This window comes from Vaginisenegalia massiliensis (genome assembly GCF_900604935.1).
Lineage (GTDB): Bacteria > Bacillota > Bacilli > Lactobacillales > Aerococcaceae > Vaginisenegalia > Vaginisenegalia massiliensis.
This window is the reverse complement of the sequence record NZ_UWPC01000015.1, coordinates 1-20,903: the sequence shown is the minus strand read 5'-3', so window position 1 is coordinate 20,903 and position 20,903 is coordinate 1. Positions and strand designations below refer to the sequence as shown.

The 20,903-nt window shown below is 37.7% G+C and carries 18 protein-coding genes and 1 other annotated feature; of the genes, 2 read left to right on the top strand and 16 right to left on the bottom strand.

From position 1 onward, the window contains the following. Positions 1 to 11: 11 nt before the first annotated feature. From EIH20_RS08285 to EIH20_RS08220, 14 genes are all read right to left on the bottom strand, one after another. Positions 12 to 1,856 carry an acyltransferase family protein gene (locus tag EIH20_RS08285; RefSeq protein WP_124059597.1) on the bottom strand — a complete coding sequence of 615 codons (1,845 nt, stop codon included), beginning with the start codon at positions 1,854 to 1,856 and terminating at the stop codon, positions 12 to 14. A 9-nt stretch (positions 1,857 to 1,865) separates the two neighbouring features. Beyond that, the gene (gene obgE / locus EIH20_RS08280) at positions 1,866 to 3,176 is read right to left on the bottom strand and encodes a GTPase ObgE (RefSeq protein ID WP_124059595.1); all 1,311 of its coding nucleotides are present in this window, start codon (positions 3,174 to 3,176) and stop codon (positions 1,866 to 1,868) included. Positions 3,177 to 3,212: 36 nt separating this feature from the next. Beyond that, a complete protein-coding gene (gene glyS, locus EIH20_RS08275; protein WP_124059593.1) occupies positions 3,213 to 5,267 on the bottom strand; it encodes a glycine--tRNA ligase subunit beta in 2,055 nt (684 codons plus the stop codon). A gap of 2 nt (positions 5,268 to 5,269) precedes the next feature. Further along, positions 5,270 to 6,184, bottom strand: coding sequence for a glycine--tRNA ligase subunit alpha (gene glyQ / locus EIH20_RS08270; protein ID WP_124059591.1), 915 nt, complete (start codon positions 6,182 to 6,184; stop codon positions 5,270 to 5,272). Between the two features lie 254 nt (positions 6,185 to 6,438). Then, entirely contained in the window at positions 6,439 to 7,251 is an 813-nt protein-coding gene (recO, locus tag EIH20_RS08265; RefSeq protein WP_124059589.1) for a DNA repair protein RecO, read from the bottom strand. Between the two features lie 193 nt (positions 7,252 to 7,444). Beyond that, entirely contained in the window at positions 7,445 to 8,347 is a 903-nt protein-coding gene (era, locus tag EIH20_RS08260) for a GTPase Era (RefSeq protein ID WP_124059587.1), read from the bottom strand. A 17-nt stretch (positions 8,348 to 8,364) separates the two neighbouring features. Further along, entirely contained in the window at positions 8,365 to 8,763 is a 399-nt protein-coding gene (locus EIH20_RS08255) for a diacylglycerol kinase family protein (RefSeq protein WP_124059585.1), read from the bottom strand. Further along, positions 8,738 to 9,283: an rRNA maturation RNase YbeY gene (gene ybeY, locus EIH20_RS08250; RefSeq protein ID WP_124059583.1), complete on the bottom strand. Its 546-nt coding sequence runs from the start codon at positions 9,281 to 9,283 to the stop codon at positions 8,738 to 8,740. Before ybeY ends, EIH20_RS08255 begins: the two co-directional genes overlap by 26 nt. Before the next feature lie 11 nt (positions 9,284 to 9,294). Then, positions 9,295 to 11,520, bottom strand: coding sequence for an HD family phosphohydrolase (locus EIH20_RS08245; RefSeq protein ID WP_124059581.1), 2,226 nt, complete (start codon positions 11,518 to 11,520; stop codon positions 9,295 to 9,297). 24 nt (positions 11,521 to 11,544) lie between these two features. Further along, on the bottom strand, positions 11,545 to 12,540 hold the full coding sequence (locus EIH20_RS08240; RefSeq protein ID WP_124059579.1) for a PhoH family protein: 996 nt from the start codon (positions 12,538 to 12,540) through the stop codon (positions 11,545 to 11,547). A gap of 137 nt (positions 12,541 to 12,677) precedes the next feature. Then, positions 12,678 to 13,121, bottom strand: a complete 444-nt coding sequence (locus tag EIH20_RS08235) for a GatB/YqeY domain-containing protein (protein WP_124059577.1) — start codon at positions 13,119 to 13,121, stop codon at positions 12,678 to 12,680. A gap of 27 nt (positions 13,122 to 13,148) precedes the next feature. Next, positions 13,149 to 13,322, bottom strand: coding sequence for a 30S ribosomal protein S21 (gene rpsU / locus EIH20_RS08230; protein ID WP_124059575.1), 174 nt, complete (start codon positions 13,320 to 13,322; stop codon positions 13,149 to 13,151). 153 nt (positions 13,323 to 13,475) lie between these two features. After that, positions 13,476 to 14,276 carry a formate/nitrite transporter family protein gene (locus EIH20_RS08225; RefSeq protein WP_124059572.1) on the bottom strand — a complete coding sequence of 267 codons (801 nt, stop codon included), beginning with the start codon at positions 14,274 to 14,276 and terminating at the stop codon, positions 13,476 to 13,478. A gap of 42 nt (positions 14,277 to 14,318) precedes the next feature. Beyond that, the gene (locus EIH20_RS08220; RefSeq protein ID WP_124059570.1) at positions 14,319 to 14,810 is read right to left on the bottom strand and encodes a Fur family transcriptional regulator; all 492 of its coding nucleotides are present in this window, start codon (positions 14,808 to 14,810) and stop codon (positions 14,319 to 14,321) included. 52 nt (positions 14,811 to 14,862) lie between these two features. Between EIH20_RS08220 and EIH20_RS08215 the strand changes: the two genes are divergently transcribed. After that, positions 14,863 to 15,690 carry a pyruvate, water dikinase regulatory protein gene (locus tag EIH20_RS08215; RefSeq protein ID WP_124059568.1) on the top strand — a complete coding sequence of 276 codons (828 nt, stop codon included), beginning with the start codon at positions 14,863 to 14,865 and terminating at the stop codon, positions 15,688 to 15,690. A gap of 58 nt (positions 15,691 to 15,748) precedes the next feature. Here EIH20_RS08215 and aspS read toward each other — a convergent pair whose 3' ends face one another. After that, positions 15,749 to 17,530: an aspartate--tRNA ligase gene (gene aspS / locus EIH20_RS08210; RefSeq protein WP_124059566.1), complete on the bottom strand. Its 1,782-nt coding sequence runs from the start codon at positions 17,528 to 17,530 to the stop codon at positions 15,749 to 15,751. Position 17,531: 1 nt separating this feature from the next. Beyond that, positions 17,532 to 18,851 carry a histidine--tRNA ligase gene (gene hisS, locus EIH20_RS08205; RefSeq protein WP_124059564.1) on the bottom strand — a complete coding sequence of 440 codons (1,320 nt, stop codon included), beginning with the start codon at positions 18,849 to 18,851 and terminating at the stop codon, positions 17,532 to 17,534. Between the two features lie 57 nt (positions 18,852 to 18,908). Further along, positions 18,909 to 19,110, bottom strand: a binding site (T-box leader). Between the two features lie 384 nt (positions 19,111 to 19,494). On the opposite strand from hisS, the gene EIH20_RS08200 reads away from it, so the two are divergent. Further along, positions 19,495 to 20,748: an N-acetylmuramoyl-L-alanine amidase family protein gene (locus tag EIH20_RS08200; protein ID WP_124059562.1), complete on the top strand. Its 1,254-nt coding sequence runs from the start codon at positions 19,495 to 19,497 to the stop codon at positions 20,746 to 20,748. Positions 20,749 to 20,903 lie beyond the last annotated feature (155 nt).

The following is a 20,903-nucleotide window of genomic DNA, read 5'->3' as shown; positions in this document are numbered from 1 at the left end:
CCTATCTTATTCTATCGTTGGCGATAGATTTCTTTGGCAATAAATTTAGCTAATTCTAAAGAGCCTATTTCATTTGGATGGACCCCATCTTCATAGAGCCAATCTGCATGATCTCGCATACTAGAAGCCCAATCGATTAGTTTCACATTACCATATTTTTGACTCGCTTCAATTAAACGACTGTTAGCATCATCTGTCCAAGCACGATCAACATAAACGGTTAAGAAATATTGTTCTTTATCAGTTCCGATGGCTTCAATATAGTCATTTAACTGACCTTGAGTAAATGTTCCATTTGAGCCGAGAATCGTTACAACAATCGGTTTTACCAGCTTATTCTGTTCGAGATTATTTACAACTTCTACACTTTGATAGAGTTGACGGCCAACCTTGCCATCAACAACAGCTTTAGGAAAGACTTGCTTAATTTGTTCCATCCCTGTTAATAGAACCGAATCACCAATAAAAGTCACATCTAAGCCATTAGCAAAGAGTAACTCTTGTCGAGTAAGCCCTGGAATATTATTAATCGGCGTTTCAACTTTTTCTTTACCTTGTTGTTCTTTAAGTGCTTTTTCTTGGTTAACTTTAACAATTTTTTCAATCTTACTTTGCGTATCCGCCCTTTTTTCTGGTGAAAAAATCATGCCTACTGAGCCAACTAGGAAGCAGAATAAATAAGCAACTGTAATGACTTTAATTAAGGTAGGAATTTGTTTATCATAGCGAATTTGACGCAAGCGAGCAGGCAAACGATGCAATTTTAAATCTTGACCCACTGGTAAAGGTAAGCTTTCCTTCTCAAATAATTGATAGGAAATCTCAGCAAAAAACATAATTAATAAGAATTGAATGGTTAAATTCAGCAATAAATGTTGATTAATAAAATGAATATTTTTTGGCATCATCAAGTGAACAGGATAATAGCACAAATAATAAGAAAAGCTTCGTTTGCCAAAGAATACAAAAGGTTTAAAGGTAAAGAATTTATTCCAGATTGTAGCCGGATGGATAGAAGAAACGAGCACAAGGGCTGTAACAATGGTAAATAGTGTCATACCAAAACGATATGCAAAGGGCTGAACGCCATACATAAATTTAACCATAAGTATGGCTAGGACCATACCAACTGAACCTACAATATTAAAACTTTGTTTTGCTTTATTTGAGAGCGGTTTAGGTGATAATTTATCCGGTAAAACTAAGCCCACTGCTCCCCCTAAAGTATAGGCAAAACCGCGAGTAAGAACCGAATAGTAAACATGAGTCGGATCTTGTCCATCTTGGTACCAATAGCCTAATAAGATGGCTGACAATAATGAAACAATCAAGAGAATATTGATGGTTATCTGTGGTTTCTTATGCCAAGAATAGAACAAAAGAATCATGACCGGCGTCAGCAAGACTAATTGTCCATAGAGGGAAACATACCATAAATGAACAAATGGACTCGGATTCACTGCCTGAACAAAATAAGACTGATTGTTAAGAATTTGATAGTAATTGTTGAAAAAAACTAAGCTAGTTAGGGCCATATTACGCAAATTAACTAGATAGTCGCGCGCAAACAAGGCGATATAGGTTACCGTTCCTAAAATCAAAGCCAAGGTCGGATAGAATAGTCGACGAAAGCGCGAAATATAATAGCCCCGGTAATCTAAATCTTTCCCTTGACGATCGCGTAAATAGAAATGTCTAAAGTTAAAAAAGCCAGCAACGAACAAGAAGCTATTCACCGCCGCAAAGCCACCGGGAACAATATGTTGAAAGAAATAATAGAAAATAATGGTTAAGATAGCAACGCCTTTGATGCCATCAAACACCGCTATACGTTTTCCTGCTACTGATTTATTCATGATGATCACCTAGTCAATAAACTCGAATTGATAATCTAATAATTCGACAAGATCGCCTGATTGAGCTCCTAATTCGCGTAAACGTTGATCAACACCCATCGACCGCAATTGACGAGCAAAACGAGCAACCGCTTCATCATGGGCCATATTGGTCATCAGATAAAGTTTTTCAATCTTAGGCCCATACAAGCGCCAATATCCTTGGTCCACTTTTTCGACTTGGAAAGCAGCTTCCTCTTCCTCAAGCTCAATATAAACATGATCGAGGTCTTCAACGACATCTAATGGTACAAATTCAGTCTCAACCACTAACTGATAAGTAGCCCGTAATAAGGGTTCAATCCCTTTAGTTTGCCAAGCACTAATTTCAAAAATACGAGGGACTTCCTGCCCCAATTCCTGATAATAGTTAGCTAACTTTTCTTTAAATTCTGGGAGATTTTCTTGAGCTAACGCATCATCCATCTTATTGGCAACTATGATCATCGGACGATCCAAAAGGCGTTCGTGATAGCTGCGCAATTCATTCATAATCGACACAAAGTCATCAAATGGATTTCGACCATGAGTCGCTGCTAAATCCACCACATGTAATAAGACTTTGGTCCGTTCGATATGCTTCAAGAAATTCGTTCCCAGCCCCACACCTTGAGAAGCTCCTTCAATTAATCCAGGCATATCTGCCACGACAAATTCTTGATCAACACCCAATTTGACGACCCCTAAATTAGGGACTAAAGTGGTAAATTGATAATCAGCAATTTTAGGTTGAGCATTCGAAATAACGGATAATAAAGTTGATTTCCCTACACTAGGATAGCCGACTAAACCGACGTCAGCTAAAACTTTAAGCTCCAAGCTTAATTCAAATTCTTCTCCTGGTTCCCCGTTTTCTGAGATAGATGGAGCCGGATTCTTATGGGTCGCAAATTTAATATTACCACGACCGCCACGGCCGCCTTTAGCGACAATGACTTCCTGTCCATTCTCAACGAGATCAGCAATTATTTGTTGTGTTTCTGCGTTACGAACAATCGTGCCTGGAGGGACTTTGACAATTAAATCCTCTGCATGAGCACCATATTTACTTTTACTCATCCCATTTTGACCGTTTTTACCGCGGAAATGACGATTATAACGAAAATCAATCAAAGTGCGCAGTCCTTCATCCACTTTAAAGATAACACTGCCCCCTTGACCGCCATCGCCTCCCGCTGGTCCTCCATCGGGAACATATTTTTCTCTTCTAAAGGCGACCATTCCATCGCCACCTTTACCTGCTTTAACATTCACCGTAGCTTTATCTAAGAAGGTTGACATTGGCTCACTCCTTTCTTTTACCTTAATTATTTTGGTTTAAAATTTTGTAATAATTTCTCTTGGATCCATTAAAGTCATTATTCGATAACTCAATTGCCCCATCGTTGCTAAGCGATTGGCTTTAATCTGATAATCATCATGGTTAACCATATTATTTTCAAAATAAGCTTCAATAAAAGGAACCCCTTGTTTGAACTGGTCTAAGAGCGAGTCATCGCTAACGTGGTTTAATGAATGAATCCACGTCATTAATTGACTTTCTGACTCACTTTGAGATGCATCAAAATTAAAAATTTCCTCTTGATGTTTGTGACCTAGGTTAACCACCCGACTTAAGGCTTCAATAGTCAAACGATATTCGTTTGCTTGCGTTGATTTAAATGATTGAAGAGCCTGGGCTTGATTGCGAATGGCTTTAAAATTCAGACCATGAGCCCCTAAAACAGCCTTAATAATATCATAATCAACTTGATCCTTTTCGAGTTGTTGTTGCATTCGAGCTTTCAAGAAACGATCTAATTCCCAAATCGTGGTTGCTTCAATAGACATTACACTTTGAAGTGACTTCAATAACTCAATAAAATCAAAATCCCATCCTTCATGCAAACTAATTTCAACTAAGCCCATAGCTTGTCTTCTTAAAGCATACGGATCATTTGAACCCGTCGGAATCATACCAATTCCAAAGTATTGTAATAAGGTATCTAATTTATCTGCAAAAGCTAATAAAGCTCCTGCTTGATTTTGTGGAAGCGCACCGCCACTCGTCACTGGCAGGTATTGATTGCCAATCGCTTGAGCCACTAAATCTGATTCCCCATAGTGTCGTGCATACAATTGGCCCATTTGACCTTGTAATTCGTCAAATTCGCCCACAACTTGCGTCATTAAATCGAATTTATAAATTTGACTAGCTCGGCTTGCTGCTTCTTGCATCTCAACATGGATGGGACTTTGACTAGCTAAAGTTGAAGCTAGAACAGGAATCATTTGCCCAACACGAACTTGCTTATCAGCTAAACTACCTAATTTGAAATGTTCTTTCACTTGACTTAATTTAGCTGTAAAATCACCTAAATCGTGTTTGAGATCCTCTTGGTAGAAGAACAAAGCATCTTCCAAACGAGCTTTAAGTACTTTTTTATTCCCTTTTATTACATTGTCTATATGTTCTTGATTACCATTCCGAACCGAGATAAAAATTGGCAGCAAGGCTTTAGTTTCTTTATCTTGGGCATAAAAATAACGTTGATGATCTTTCATGGCAGTAATCAAAACAATTTCTGGCACTTGTAAATAATCAGACTCAAATTCACCATAGAAAGCAGTTGGCCATTCAACAATAGAGGTAACCTCTTCTAACAAATCCTCATCAATTGGAACAATCCATTGATGAGTTGCTGCCAATTGTTGAATTTGATCTAAAATGACTTGTTGTCGTTTGTGGAAATCAACAATAACAGCTTGTTCATATAAACGTTCTTCATATTCATCCGCATGGTCCAATTCAACCGAATGACCTAAGAAACGATGTCCCCGACTTTCTTTTCCCGCTTTGACTCCTACAAACTCAAATGGAACCACCTCTTGGTCAAGCAGAGATACCATCCAGTGTACCGGACGAATAAAAGGTGTTTCTAAAGTATTCCAAATCATACTCACTGGGAAATTAAGTTGTTTTAAGATCGTTGGCAGTTGGCCAAGAACTTGATCTGCTGTCTGACCAGGTGTAAATTTATCGATAAAAATATAGGCTTCATCTTTAATAGATTTTACATAAACATCTTCTGGACTAGCGCCTTGCCCTTTTAAAAAGCCTAAAGCAGCTTTGGACCATTGTCCTTGTGAGTCTTTAGCAATACGCATAGCTGGTCCTTTGACTGCTACCGTCGAATCCGCTTGTTGCTCAGCCAAACCGCTGATACGGAACGCTAAACGACGTGGCGTCGCAAAAGATTGAATATGGTCAAACGCTAAATTAGCTTCCTTTAAAAAGGCTACCACTCGTTCTTCTAATTGTTGACTCAACGATAATAAGTAGCGCGCTGGGATTTCTTCAAGTCCTAATTCAAATAAATAATTCTTAGTCATTATTATCCTTCTTTCGTCACAGATTCAGCTTGGTTACTGGCTTCTTTTAACAAAGGAAAACCTAGTTTTTCTCGTTCATCAACAAAGGCTTGTGCTACAGCCCGTGCCATCTTGCGAATCCGGCCTAAATAACCAGCTCGATCAGACACAGAAATGACGCCTCGAGCATCAAGCAAATTAAAGCTATGACTGCATTTGAGAATATAATCATAAGCTGGGTGAACTAGACCTGCTTCAATCAATTTTAATGCTTCCGCTTCACATGAATCAAATTGATTGAACAACATATCGGTATTGCTCAATTCAAACGCATAGGTTGAGTGTTCTCGTTCTGGTTGTTTAAAAATTTCACCATATTTTACTCCATCAACCCATTCGAGGTCATAGACATTATTCACGTCTAAAATATACATGGCTAATCGCTCTAAACCATAAGTAATTTCACTAGTAACTGGGTGACATTTCAAGCCCCCTACTTGTTGGAAATAGGTAAATTGGGTAATTTCCATTCCATCGATCCATACTTCCCAACCTAAACCCGCACAACCAAGCGAAGGATTTTCCCAGTTATCTTCGACAAAACGAATATCGTGTTCTAAAGGGTTGATCCCAATTTCTTCTAAACTAGCTAAATATAATTCTTGGATATTTAAAGGTGAAGGCTTCATGATAACTTGAAATTGATGGTGTTGGAATAGTCGGTTAGGATTCTCTCCGTAGCGACCATCAGCTGGCCGACGAGAAGGCTCCACATAAGCTGCATTCCAAGGCTCAGGTCCAATAGCCCGTAAGAAAGTATAAGGGCTCATCGTCCCTGCCCCTTTTTCAGTATCGTAACTCTGTAAAACTAAACAGCCCTGTTTAGCCCAAAACTGTTGGAGCGTCATGATGATTTCTTGCATGGTTCGTTTCTTCATAGTTAGACTCCTTTTTGAGACTAGTAATAAAAAAATTCCCTATGATTAAATCCACAAAAAAAGCGTGAATTAATCATAGGGACGAATAAATTCGCGGTTCCACCCTAATTCTAGTTATTACTAGCACTTTTATATTTTATTTGATGTACTTCGAAAGCTACCAACGGATTTAGTCTAGCTTCCACCCTCCTAGACTCGCTATATCACCTTAAAATTCATGCTTTCTACTCAAAGTCATTTTACTAAGACGATTCTTAAAAGTCAATGACCGGTCCGCTTTCGTTGCTTCTTTTTCTAACATTAGATATAGCTTGAACCTGTTCGTCTAGCTGTTTTAGTTGCTTGAGATAACTTTTCCCTTTTAATCTCAGTCCGACAAATTCTTGATAAATGGTATCCATCAATCGACTCAATTCCTCTTTGGTCTTTTGCCCCAAGTTAATGGATTGAATCTGCTCAAGCTGACAATTGGCTAAAATAATAGCCACATGAATAGTTTTAGGACTGATATGCAAACGAAAATCATCTTGTTCCCAAACAGCTTGACTAAGTATGCCTTGAAATTTAAGTGAAAAATCAAACGGACCATCCTGACGACCCGTCAGAGCACATGATTGCCAATTTAAATGGATACCCAAATATGGCAAGAGTTTCATTTCTAAACAAACCATCAAGACCTGACTATCAAGACCCTGATTAAGCAAGGACAAACATTGAGATAAAATAGTATAAACATTGAGATTGGCAACATTATCTTCTAATGCCGCATCGACTAATTGAATAAAATAAGTCGCATAGGCCAATTTTTCATGATCTTCTTGAATAGAGCGAAAGAGCTGAAGTGTTTGGCCTTCTTTAAGAAAAGACAAACCCGACTCATTAATTTTACCAAGAAAATACTGTTGAGTAATAGGAATACAGTGACGCCGTAAAGGATGATTAGCTTGATTAAAGTTCTTAATAAAAAACATTTTAGCGCCAAATTCTTTAGTAAAGATTTTCACCAAAGCATCTTTCTCACGATAATCCCGTTTAAACAAAATAATGCCTTCAAAGCGCTCATCCATCTAATCACAACCTTTCCAAGTCTATCTGCCAAAGCGATTAACCATAAAATAAAGAGCCCAATCCCGATCAAAGCAAGGTCATGGTTCACGACAAGTTTCTTTTCTAGCTATCGATGCTAGATAAGCAGAACGCGTGATGGTAAATTGCTTCTTTATCAGGAATTGGCCTCAAATATGCGCCACAAAATTTTCCTTAATAATTTTGATCCTGGTAACCAAAATCATTTAATTGACCGACTCGATCGCGCCAATTCTTTTGTACTTTAACCCATAATTCTAACTTGATCTTATCACCTAACAAGGTTTCAATATCTCGCCGGGCTAATTGTTTGATTTTCTTAATCATTGAACCTTGAGCACCAATGATGATCCCCTTTTGACTCGATCGCTCAACAACGATAGAAGCTTGCACCTCAATCTTCCCGTCTTCATTTCGCTGCATTGATTCCATTTGAACAGCGACCGAATGAGGAATTTCTTCATGAGTTAGGAGCAAAATCTTTTCGCGGATGAATTCAGCGACGAGAAAATATTCAGGATGGTCCATCACTTGGTTTGCAGGATAATATTGCGGGCCCAAAGGCATCCTCGTTTTCAAATCATTTAGCAAATCTGGAACATTGTTTCCTTGAAGGGCGCTGATCGGAAAGACATGATCAAATTCAAACACCTGACGGTAAGATTCAATGATAGCCAAAATATCATCTGGTTGGATCAAATCAATCTTATTAATTAATAAATAGACAGGAACTTGACTACCCTTTAAGCGTTCCATAATTAAACGATCACCTGGTCCCATCTTCTCAGTTGCATTGACCACAAATAGGACCGCATCAATTCCCTTTAAGGCGCTGTAAGCTGTCTTTAACATAAAATCTCCAAGGGCATGTTTGGGTTTATGAATCCCTGGAGTATCAATAAAAATTAATTGAGCTTGGTCATCCGTATAAACGCCTTGAATTCGATTTCGGGTTGTTTGTGCTTTATCCGACATAATCGCAATTTTTTGACCAACGATTTGATTTAGTAATGTTGACTTACCGACATTGGGTCGACCAATGATGGCAATAAACCCAGATTTATAATCTTTTTTCATATTTTCCTCATTCTACTTTAGTTTAAAACAGCTAAGAGATAAGGTCCAAAAATTAATAGACCATTTATTACAGCGATAGTTGCTGCTACAAGCACTGAGCCAGCAGCCACATCTTTGGCTATTTTGGCCAGCGGATCCAAACGAGTTCCCATGACCAAATCAACCACGGCTTCAATGGCTGAATTTGTCATCTCTGCTACCAATACGAGTCCAGTCGTTAAGAGTAGACTGAGCCATTCCCAACGATTTATTTGAAAGCTAATTGCTGCAATGAGCGTCAAAGTCATCACTAATAGATGACGACGCATGTTTCGTTCACTTTGTATGGCGTAAATCAATCCTTCTAAAGCTACTTGAAAGGATAACGAAAAATTTGGATTAGCAAATCGTTTATAGCTTCTCTCTTGAGATTCCATATTCAGTTAACACCTCTTCTTGCAAGGCAAACATTTCCTTAGCTTCATCTTCTGTTTGATGGTCGTAACCATTTAAATGAAGAAAACCATGAACAGCTAAAAATGCTAATTCACGCTCAAAGGAATGACCATAATCAAGAGCCTGTTCTTGAGCGCGAGGAACCGAGATAATAATATCCCCTAAATGTCGATCTAGTTCAATCAGTTCCTCGTCGTCTTCCACCACTTCAGCGGTTAAATCATTTTCATTCAGACTTTCTTCTATCTCATCACTTTGATAGTCCAAATCAAATTCACTGACTACTTCTTCTAAGGCAAAACTTAAGACGTCCGTCACTTTATCAATTTGTCGAAATTCCCGATTCAACCGTTGAATTTCATCATTATCTACAAATGATAAATCTAATTCAATGGCTTGACCTAGGTCTAATTTCTGAGCTGCCAACTCAATCACCCCTTGAATCATAGCCACTTGGTCTGCTTGCAGAAAATTACTTTCATCAATTATATCGATTACCATTTTTGTTCCTCCTATTCAGGGTATTCAATCCGGGTATGATACATACTCGCCACCCCTTTAATGAGGGATTTTTTGGCAATTTGTAATTCATGAACCGTTAAATTAGCCATTTCGAACTGATTTTCTTCCATCTTACTGTCAATAATCTTATTTACTAATTGCTCAATACTCTCTTGGTTGTAGTCCTTCAAGGTACGCGAAGCAGCCTCGATCGAATCAGCAATCATAATAATAGCTGCTTCTTTTGTCTGCGGTTTAGGTCCAGGATACTGAAATAGTTCTCGATCAACATCAGGATTGTCTTCCTTGGCTTTCGTATAAAAATATTGGACCAAGGTTGTGCCATGGTGTTGCATACAGATATCAATAATACTTTGCGGCATATTGTGTTCATTTAATATTTGCTGACCAAGAGTGACATGGCCAATAATAATATTTGCACTCTCATATGGATCCACCATTCGGTGAGGGGATTCGACTCCACTTGGTAAGTTTTCAACAAAGAAAAGTGGGTGAACCGTTTTTCCCACATCATGATAATAAGAGGCCACCCTGGTTAATAAAGAATCACCACCAATTTGTTCAACCGCATTAGCTGCCAAATTAGCCACCAAAATACTGTGGTGATAGGTCCCTGGTGCTTTTTCGATAATGAGTTTGAGTAAAGGATGGTTCAAATTCGCTAATTGATTTAAAGTCATTGGCGCTCGGTCACTCAGTAACTGTTCCCAATATGGATTAAAAAGCAAGTAAATTAAATGGGTAAAGATGACATTACTTACGATAAAAATAACAATTCGAAAGCCTTCAGCCGTCACTAAATTAATATTGAGTGCAACCAAAAATGGAACAACAAAAATCAAATGCCAAATTAATGAATGAATCAAATATTCCTTTTGCAGGTGTTCTTTTGGTGAATGTCGCATCACAATAAGAGCAATTAAACTAGATAAGAAATACAGGATACTTGGTAACATGGTATCTGTCAGCTTATCCATCCCATTTAAGAGGAACAAGGCCATTAAATTAAAGAAGGTTAGACTGATTAAAGTTAATCGTAATTTAATTTTCGGCACCAACATAAATGGCATTAATGCAATAGGTAATAATAATGACGCATAACTCGTTCCCGTTTCTTGTAAGAACAATAAGGCCCTAAAGCCAACAAACATCAGAATAAAGACAACCACATACGCGGTTACTTTCATTTTGATCTGATTTGATATTTTTTCTTTGGGGCTAGCCCAATCACGATGACAATAATAAAAGACCACCAAGCTATGGCCTATAACAAGGGCTATAAACGCATAAGTAATGATTGAATGCCCTCGTTGTTTGGTAAAACCAAATAACGTTAATTGGCGCAAATTAGTTTGGTCAACCACATGCCCTTCTTGTACGATAACTTGTCCTTGGAGGATGTAGGTTGGTTGAACTTTATTAACAGCTTCAGTTTTTAACTGATCCGTTTGCTTTTGATCGATTAAGGAAGTTGGTACAATCAACTGATGATAAAAATCAATCAAAACTTGCTTAGTATCATATTCATAATTACTAATTAAAACGGCATTATCTAACTGTTCCAAAACGAAGGTAACATTCTCATCAGAGATTTCTTGATTTAAATGATCAGATAATTTACTGGTTACTTCTGTCTGAATGGTTGTTAATTCAGTCTCATTTAACCGCAATAAATAGGCAATCGTTTTGTCGGTCAAGGTATTACCAAAAGCTTGTAACGTATTCCCCATCTGGCTTAAACGACCATGGTACACCAAAAGACGTTCCGAATCATTTAATTGTCCAAATAAGACTTTTTGATTCGCTTTTCGTTTTGACATAGTGACTTGGCTCGTAATCTCTTTCGGTAATTTAGTATCTGCGAGCAAAGCATTTAAATCCTCAGTTGACACCATTTCTTTTCTAATTTGTCTTAAAAAACCGAAGTACTGTTCTAATATTGTTAACTGATTCTCTCTAATGTCTGGTTGAAAGACATAGACTGATTTAACATTATCTTTTGCACGTTGTTGGTTTAACTTGGTGATTTCAACGTCTTCTAGAGTTCGTGGTGCTCGAATCGTTGTGGGTGATACTTGATTCAACTTAAAGTCATATTGTTTGGGCTGAACTTTTGAGTAGCCTAAGCTAATGAGGACAACTGCCATCAAGAATAAGAGAAGTGGAACATAGGCTTGCCTTAATTTCATTTGAATATTTTGAAGCTGCCGATTCATCCTTTCTCCCCCATTCTAAAAAGTCTATTCATTGTATGCTTTAATAATATCCGCTACGACAGGATGACGAACGACATCAAACTCGTCAAACGTAACAAACTTGATTCGCTCAAGGTTCTTTAATTTTGCTTCCGCATCGATTAAACCTGACCGCACACCCTTTGGCAAGTCAATTTGCGTATGATCCCCATTAATAATCATTTTTGATCCAAAGCCCATCCGCGTTAAAAACATTTTCATTTGAGCAATCGTCGTATTTTGTGCCTCATCTAAAATAACAAACGCATCTTCTAAAGTTCTCCCTCTCATGTAAGCTAGGGGAGCAATTTCAATGACACCCCGTTCCATGAGGCGATTAGTATGTTCGGTCCCATAAACATTGTACAAAGCATCGTAAACCGGACGCAAATATGGATCCACTTTTTCTTTTAAATCGCCAGGCAAGAAACCTAAATTTTCACCGGCTTCTACAGCTGGTCGTGTCAAAATAATTTTTTTGACTTTGCCCTCTTTTAAAGCTTGAACCGCTAAGACCACAGCTAAATAAGTTTTACCCGTTCCGGCTGGTCCAACACCAAAAACCATATCGTATTTTTCAACTGCTTTAATGTATTGCAATTGCCCATAATTTTTAGCTCGAATAGCTTTACCATCGGCAGTTCGTCCAACTATTTCATCATAAAGGTTCAAAAAAAATGGCATTTTATCATCTTTTGCCATCTTAATGGCCGTTACAATATCCATCGAACGAGGAGTAATATGTCTTTCTAGTAATTCTAATAAGGCCTTTATGACTAAAGTAGTTTGCTCAATTTCTTCTTGATTCGTACCTGTGATTGAGATTGTTTCTCCACGTGAAGATACGGTCACATCAAAACTATCTTCTAATAGTTTCACATGTTTGTCGTGATTACCTAAGATTGCCATTAGCCATTCTGTATTTGTTACTACAATTTCTTGTGAGAATCCTGTCCCATTTGCCAAAAAATTAGCTCCTTCTACATTAAAATCTCTTGTCATATTATTCTAAAAACAATACAAAATCTAGCTCTAGTATAGCATTGATACCAAAAGATGTCATCAATACACCACTGGAGTCAGATCTTGCTAATCACAAAAAAATTCCTTACTCATTCGAGTAAGGAATTGTCATAAGCCTAGCTTAATAGCTTTTTAGTTAATTGATTAACCACTTGTCCATCCGCTTGACCTTTTAGTTGTTGCATTGCTTTACCCATAACTGAACCAAAATCCTTCATCGAAGTAGCTCCTACTTCTTGGATAATTGATTGAATCACTAACTCAACTTCTTCTTGCGAAAGTTGTTTTGGTAAATAATGCTCCACAATTTGTATTTCTTGCCGTAATTGATCAACCAAATCATAACGATTCGCTTGTTCAAACTCCACTAAAGAATCTTTACGTTGTTTCATCTCCCGTGCAATGATGGTTAACTCTTGCTGAGCAGTTAAAGGTTCAGATTGATTAATCTGTTCCATTTGCAGGGCAGCTTTCAACATCCGTATCACTTTTAGTGTGGCTTTATCTTGCTTTTTCATCGCTTGCTTAACGTCCTGGTTTATTTGTTCAGTTAATGTCATGAAAACATCTCCTTTAACAACCAGTGATTAAAACTTTCTTTTACGAGCTGCTTCAGATTTCTTTTTACGACGAACACTAGGTTTTTCATAAAACTCGCGTTTACGAGCCTCTCTTAAAGTACCTGTCTTAGAAACGTTACGCTTAAAGCGACGAAGAGCGTCATCTAATGTTTCGTTTTCACGAACGACTGTTTTAGACATTTAGTTCCCCTCCCTCCAAGCAATAATAAACTCAACAAATAGATATAAATCTAAATTAAGTCCTTTAAACATTATAGCAAATCAAAGTGTCATTTCAAGTAGTTTTGTCTAAATTGATTGATTTATTCCGCATTCATAACTAAACAAGCTGAATTAGTCAATGTATTCTGTATCAGTTTGGTTCAACCAAGAATAGATAGCTCCAATAATTAAACCGCCACCGACAAAATTACCTAAAAAGGCAAAGAACCACTGTCTCAACACATTTGCTAAGGTAAAGCCTGTTAAAGCACCTGGATTAGTAAAGAACGCTAAAGAAAATGTGATGAAGTTTGCAATAACGTGTTCATAACCTAAAAAGGCAAAAATAAAAATCACGCCAAGGGTAAAAATAATCTTAGCAGTATCATCTTTAAGACGCAAGCCACCAACTACTGCAATATTCACCACAATATTGGCAAAAATCCCTTCAACAAAGATAACAAGACTCGATTTATCCAATTTACCTTGTACTGCTTGCATCAAATAATGATGTTGATCAATATTAGCAAACGTCCCTGTTTTACTCAAAAGAAAAGTAAAGACAATCGCACCAATTAAGTTGAACAAAGTACAATAAAACATAATCGTCATACTCTTCTTTAAAGATAAATCTTTACGATGAGCTGCTGCCACCATATACATCATATTGGAAGTTGCTAATTCTCCATTCATAAAGACAATCATAACCAATGACCAAGAGAATAGAAAACCGAATAAAAATTTGGGTAAATCAGGATGAATCCCCACTGCTTTTTGGGCAGCAGCAATTGAAATAGCGGTTCCCAATGTTAGAAATAAACTAGCATTCATCGATCTAACAGAATAACGTAAAATACTTGAGTTAAAAATTTGTTCCTTCTTCTTGGCATTTTTAGCAATTAAATAAGATAAACTCGTTTCTAAACCTGACATGCTTTTTCTCCTCTGCTTAATTAGTTCAAAGTCATTTCATTATTAGTCTTCTAAACAATTTTGACATTTTCCAAACACTTCGAAACGATGAGATTCGATTTTGACATTTGAAAGATCCGTATCCACATGATCAATTGGACAGCAGTCTAATGGAATAGTTTTTCCACAACTTGTACAGATAAAATGATGATGATGGTGATCACAATCCCAACATGTAATTCTGAACATTTGCTCCTGATTATACTCGGTATATTCTAGGATGCCCATATCAACAAAATCATACAAATTTCGATAAGTCGTATTATAGGACATTGTCGGATACTTCTGGCTTAACTGTGAATGGATATATTTAGCGCTCAAATAACGTTGATTTTCAGCGAATATTTGCAAAATTTCTTCTCTTTTTTTTGTTGATTTATAACCTGATGATTTTATTGTTTTTAAAGCATCCTGAACAATTTCTTCAGTTGATCGTTGCTCTATAGTTGGATGGTTTCCATGGTGATGACAAGAATGTGAATGTGATTCTGACATAGTAGCCACTCCTTATTTTATGTTATGATAGCCGTAAAAGGGAGGTAAAAAAATGACCCAAACAAATCAAGAGCCTTTACACTATTTTATCATATCTGACTCCATCGGCGATACAGCCTTAAAAGTTGCTCGTGCTGCATTAGCTCAATTTCCTTCTGTTAACGCCGTTTGTCATAAGTATCATTTTGTCGAAAACAACCAACAATTACAAGCCATTCTTGAGGAGGCTAATAAATGTGATGGTCTGATTTTTATGACCATTGCCGATGACCCTAAAGCAAAATTAGTTGAGGAATATTGCATTGAAACGGGACTCATTTGCTACAATCTTATTCAACCTTATACCCTTGAAATACAGCGGCGAACTGGGCTCAACCCCTCGGCAGAAACCGGAGCCCAATACGTCCTTTCTGATGAATACTTCAAGCGGGTAAAAGCCATGGAATTCTGTATTACTTATGATGATGGTAAAGACCCCAAAGGATTTATTGAGGCTGAAATTGTTTTGCTAGGTATTTCTAGAACTGGTAAAACGCCATTAAGCATGTATCTCGCTAACTTAGGTTATAAAGTAGCCAATCTTCCCCTCGTTCCTGAAATTGAGCCACCTGAATTATTATACACTATTGACCGCAAAAAAATTGTCGGTCTAACCAATTTGCCAAAAGTGGTTAACATACATCGCATGACGCGAATGCGCGAATATGGCATGTCGGAAACCTCTCGCTATGCAAGTATTGAGCGTGTCGAACAAGAACTAAAATATGCCGATGAAATCTACGCCCAATTGAAATGCCCGGTCTTAAACGTTGCCAATAATAGCGTTGAAGAATCGGCCAGCATGATTGTTGATATGCTAAGATTACCTTCTCGAACCTAGTCAATATAAACATAAACATATATTAAGAAGCTAGAATTTTCTAGCTTCTTATTTTTGCCTAATCTTGCGAGGATTCCCGATTGACAGCTAAATGTAACTCTTCTAATTGATCGCTAGCCACATCATTTGGAGCTTGCATCATTAAGTCCATGCCTCGACCTGTCTTAGGAAAGGCAATGACTTCGCGAATATTAGGTTCATTAGCCAACAACATGACTAATCGATCCAACCCTAAGGCAAGACCCCCATGTGGAGGGAAGCCATAATCAAAGGCATCTAAAAGGAAACCAAATTGTTGTACAGCTTCATCTAGTGTAAATCCAAGTAATTCGAACATTTGCATTTGCATTTCACGAGTATGAATCCGAACAGAGCCGCCCCCGATTTCATAGCCATTTAACACAATGTCATAAGCTTGAGCCAAGGCTTGTTCTGGGTGTTCTTTCAAAGCTTTTACATCCGCATTTTGAGGGGCCGTGAATGGATGGTGCATTGCCACATAGCGACCTGCTTCTTCATCGTATTCAAATAATGGCCAATCTGTAATCCAGACAAAAGCAAGTTCTTGTTCATCATATAAGTGGTGCTCTTTTGCCAATACGTTACGCAATTCGCCTAAAGAAGCGGCAACGACATCTGGTTGATCTGCTACAAACAAGAGCAAGTCGCCAACTTGTGCATCCATCACTTGACTTAAGGCTGTCTGCATAGCTTCAGATTGGAAGAATTTAGCAATCGGTCCGTTCAAACCCTCTTCTGTCACTTTCAACCAAGCCAACCCTTTTGCGCCATATGGCTTAACAATCTCACTCAAAGCATCAGCTGTTTTACGAGTATAATGGTCAGCTAAGCCTTTTAAATTTAAACCCTTAACTTGACCGCCTTGCGCGATAGCTGTTTGAAAGACCCCAAAATCGGATTGTGCCGCATAAGCCGAAAAATCCTTTAACTTCAAGTCAAATCGGATATCAGGCTTATCAACACCGTATTGGTCCATAGCTTCTTGATAGCTTAAAGTTGGAAAAGAATGCTCCAACTTAATCCCCTTAGCATCGAGCACAACCTTCTTAAGCATTGCTTCTACAAGCGCCTGAATATCTTTTTGGGTTAAGAAACTTGTTTCCAAATCGACTTGAGTAAATTCAGGTTGACGATCGCCACGAAGATCTTCATCACGGAAACAACGAACGATTTGATAATAACGATCAAAGCCTGCACCCATTAACAACTGCTTAAAGAGTTGTGGAGACTGCGGTAAAGCATAGAATTTACCTGCATCACGACGGGTTGGAACAAGAAAGTCGCGAGCTCCTTCAGGTGTTGATTTCGTCAAATATGGCGTTTCAACATCAATAAAACCTTGTTCATTAAGATAAGTTCGAATAGATTGGCCCACTTGATGTCTTAGTTTTAAATTCGCAAACATTTTTGGCCGACGTAAATCAAGAAAGCGATGTTTTAAACGGACTTCTTCAACCGTATCTAAATCATCTTCAATATAAATCGGCGGAGTTTTAGCCTTTGCCAAGATGTTTACAGATTGCGCGATTAATTCAAATTTACCAGTATACATTTTCGTGTTGATTTGGCTAGATTCACGTTCTGCCACTAATCCACTAACTTCGATCACGTATTCACTTCGCAATTGTTCAGCAAGACTCATCTGTTCGCCCATTTGTTCTGAATTGAAAACGACTTGACATAAGCCTTCACGGTCACGCAAATCAATAAAGATTAAGCCACCCAAATCTCGTCTTTTTTGAACCCATCCTTTAAGGTTAATTTCTTTTCCGACTAAACTTTCATCTACTAAACCACAATAGCTTGTACGTTCTATCATCTTATTCTCCTCTAAAATATTTATCAATTGCACTTGTATCGACCGTTTGCTCTAAATAACAACTATAAAAGTCATCAAGTAGCTCTGACAACTGATAGGTTGTTTGTTTTCCGTTCGCTTGATTTTTAACTTGAACGGTTCCGTCTTCCAATTCCCGTTCGCCTACCGTTAAAATCAATTTAGCTTTTAATTTTCCAGCTGTTTTGAATTGTGATTTCAGTGAACGATCATGGAAATCACGTTCTGCTGTTAAGCCTTCAGATCGAGCAGCTTGAACGAGTTTTAGACAAGTCATGTTAGTTTCTTGCCCTAAGCCCATGACATAAATGTCTACCCCTTCTTCTTCAGGCATATCTTGGCTTTGTTCCTTCATAGTTAAAATTAAGCGTTCCATTCCCATAGCAAAACCAAAACCAGGTGTTTGTGGACCGCCAATCATTTCAACTAAACCATCATAGCGACCTCCACCCACTAAGGTTGACTGGGCGCCAATTGAATCATCATTGGTCACAATTTCAAAAATGGTGTCTTGATAATAATCTAATCCTCGCACAATCAATGGATTCACTTTAAAAGGAATTTCTAATGCTGTTAGCATTTGTTGAACTTCCTCAAAATGTTTTTTACTTTCATCACTTAAATAATCTAAAATAGTTGGTGCGTTGACAACCAAAGCCTTATCCCGTTCATTTTTGCTGTCTAAAACCCGTAATGGATTTTCAAGTAAACGTCGTTGAGAATCCTCACTCAATTGGTCTTTCAATGGTAAAAAGTAATCAATTAAGGCTTGGCGGTATGCATAGCGATCTTGAGTCTTACCTAAAGAGTTAATATAGAGTGTGACGTTTTCAATTCCTAAATCACTCAAAATGTCCAAAGCTGAAGCCATTGTTTCCACATCAACTGCTGGATTGGTTGAACCCAAAACTTCGACCCCAATTTGGTGGAATTGTCGTTGCCGACCTGCTTGTGGACGTTCGTAACGGAACATAGGCCCGATATAAAAAACTTTTAATGGATTAGCATGCTCAGGACCAAATAATTTGTTTTCAATATATGACCGGACCACACCAGCTGTTCCCTCTGGCCGCAAAGCATTATGTCTTTCGCCTTTATCCATAAAGTCATACATTTCCTTAGAAACAACATCTGTTGTTTCACCTACTGACCTTTTAAACAATTCGTAAGCCTCAAAAATAGGCGTACGAATTTCTTTAATTTGGTAGGTATCAAATACAGCTTTAGCTACATCTTCAACATGTTGCCAGATATAACTTTCGTTAGGTAAAATGTCTTCTGTCCCTTTCATCTTTTGAATCATAATTTCCCTCTTTTCTTTTATTTTCTTATAAACAAAATACGCCCTATGACATAATCGTCATAGGACGTCTGAACACTTAACGTGGTACCACCTATCATTTATAATAGAATACTCTATTACCTCAAGAGCGATAACGGCGCTACCGGAATAACTTTGCATTATTCATCTCCATAGTGTCTTCATAAATGTTTTTCTATCTTTCAGCAAACGATAGAATCTCTGCTCATCATCTATTACTTGTCTATTTCAACGATTCAGTTTATTTATTATATAGATTAACGATACCCACGCCTATTGTCAAGCTTCTTAGCTATTCGTTGATAAATTTCTCTTTTTAGTTTTTTCTCCTATATTAATTGTCCTTGTATTCACATTCGCAAAATATTCACATTAAATTCATTCTTTTGTGACAGAAAGATTACTTTTTCTTAACAAGTCAAACGGAAGTTTGAATTCCATTACAGAGCTTTATATAATAGATTAAGATTATACGGCGGTTAGCAAGGAGGTCCTTATCATCGAAATAGTTAAAAATTTGGTGAAGCGTTTGTTCAGTGAACATACTTTTCCTTTAACGCTAGCCGTAGTTTTTTTTCTTATAGGAATTAGCGCCGTTCACAGTCTCACGTCAGACACTAATCTAGTGATTCATAAAGATGGAGTGATTATGCGTCAAGATCCATCCACAAGCGCCAAAGCGCTTGATTCATTAACTAAAAATCAAACCGTTTTTGTTATCGATCAAACCGATTTTTGGTATAAGCTTCGGTTACCCAATCGTAAAGAAGGATGGATTCCTCGCTGGTTAATTGATGATTCTAACTTAAATAATGATCATGATATCGCCGTGCTTTTTAAGGATAGCACACCTATTTATCCTAAAAAATCTATTCATAACAAAGCCATTGATAAGGGACAAAAAGGACAAATCTTGCCAGCTTATGAGGAGGATAATGGTTGGGTAAAAGTATCTTTAAAAGGTCAATTTGCCTTTGTGCCAACAGAAGATATTGAACTCGTTAGCGCAACCGATCATTTAAAAGATGACGGACACAACCCAATTTCAGAACCAAAGCGTGATCAAAATGTAGCTAAAGGTAAAAAAGAAACGGCCCAAGTGCGTGTGGCTGATCATTATTTCCTTAAAGAAGCCAATATCCTTGCCGAACCTCACTATACCGCTGCCATGGGCCAAAAATTCCAATACTTAAAAACAATTAACTGCGATGATGGCAGTCAATTTTATCAAGTCAAAGACGAAAATGGGGTCGAGGGCTACATCGAGTCTACGATTGCCGCTGTCCTCTCTTACTCAGATAACCATGTTAGCAGCCCAGTAGCAAAATCGCTTTCGGATGCCATTATTATGATCGATCCAGGTCACGGTGGCGATGATTCTGGTGCTACTAGTTTGGATGAAAGTGTCTTCGAAAAAAATGTTACCTTAGAAACAGCTCTTGAAGTTAAGAAAGCTTTAGAAGCAACAGGAGCAACCGTGATTATGTCACGAAATAACGATGAATTTGTTTCTTTGGAAGATCGGGCTAAACGATCTAATGCTGAATTAGTTGACGTCTTTCTCAGTCTCCACTTTGATGCAAATGCCGAAACTTCTTTATCTGGAACGACAACATATTACTATCACGAAGCTGACCTCAATTTGGCAGCAGACATGAATAAAGCTTTAGGTAACCTCAGCTTACCTAATAATGGCGTTCAATTTGGTAATTATTATGTCATTCGTGAAAATAACCGCCCATGTTTATTACTTGAACTAGGGTATATTACTAATAATAATGACTTACACACGATCCAAAGCAAAGACTACCGTCAGCGCGTAGCAGATCAAATAACACAAGGACTTCAAACCTATTTTTCACGTTACCAAACGAACTAAGAAAAACCGTTTTAACTTGAGCAGCTTCTGATATGTACCCCCTTTACTGGACACAGTAAAGGGGGTAATTTTGTGCGCTATAGTTATGAATTTAAATTATTATGTGTAGAGATGTATCATGAGGGAAATTATCCCGAAACGCCTACAGGTCTTAC

Bases quoted from the DNA above. Each gene is read 5' to 3' on its own strand.
- glyQ (WP_124059591.1), bottom strand. From the start codon at position 6,184: ATGAAGAAACGAACCATGCAAGAAATCATCATGACGCTCCAACAGTTT.
- EIH20_RS08235 (WP_124059577.1), bottom strand. From the start codon at position 13,121: ATGACATTAACTGAACAAATAAACCAGGACGTTAAGCAAGCGATGAAA.
- recO (WP_124059589.1), bottom strand. From the start codon at position 7,251: ATGGATGAGCGCTTTGAAGGCATTATTTTGTTTAAACGGGATTATCGT.
- EIH20_RS08255 (WP_124059585.1), bottom strand. From the start codon at position 8,763: ATGGAATCTCAAGAGAGAAGCTATAAACGATTTGCTAATCCAAATTTT.
- EIH20_RS08215 (WP_124059568.1), top strand. From the start codon at position 14,863: ATGACCCAAACAAATCAAGAGCCTTTACACTATTTTATCATATCTGAC.
- EIH20_RS08240 (WP_124059579.1), bottom strand. From the start codon at position 12,540: ATGACAAGAGATTTTAATGTAGAAGGAGCTAATTTTTTGGCAAATGGG.
- EIH20_RS08285 (WP_124059597.1), bottom strand. From the start codon at position 1,856: ATGAATAAATCAGTAGCAGGAAAACGTATAGCGGTGTTTGATGGCATC.
- EIH20_RS08220 (WP_124059570.1), bottom strand. From the start codon at position 14,810: ATGTCAGAATCACATTCACATTCTTGTCATCACCATGGAAACCATCCA.
- ybeY (WP_124059583.1), bottom strand. From the start codon at position 9,283: ATGGTAATCGATATAATTGATGAAAGTAATTTTCTGCAAGCAGACCAA.
- EIH20_RS08225 (WP_124059572.1), bottom strand. From the start codon at position 14,276: ATGTCAGGTTTAGAAACGAGTTTATCTTATTTAATTGCTAAAAATGCC.
- aspS (WP_124059566.1), bottom strand. From the start codon at position 17,530: ATGATAGAACGTACAAGCTATTGTGGTTTAGTAGATGAAAGTTTAGTC.
- hisS (WP_124059564.1), bottom strand. From the start codon at position 18,851: ATGATTCAAAAGATGAAAGGGACAGAAGACATTTTACCTAACGAAAGT.
- era (WP_124059587.1), bottom strand. From the start codon at position 8,347: ATGAAAAAAGATTATAAATCTGGGTTTATTGCCATCATTGGTCGACCC.
- rpsU (WP_124059575.1), bottom strand. From the start codon at position 13,322: ATGTCTAAAACAGTCGTTCGTGAAAACGAAACATTAGATGACGCTCTT.
- obgE (WP_124059595.1), bottom strand. From the start codon at position 3,176: ATGTCAACCTTCTTAGATAAAGCTACGGTGAATGTTAAAGCAGGTAAA.
- glyS (WP_124059593.1), bottom strand. From the start codon at position 5,267: ATGACTAAGAATTATTTATTTGAATTAGGACTTGAAGAAATCCCAGCG.
- EIH20_RS08245 (WP_124059581.1), bottom strand. From the start codon at position 11,520: ATGAATCGGCAGCTTCAAAATATTCAAATGAAATTAAGGCAAGCCTAT.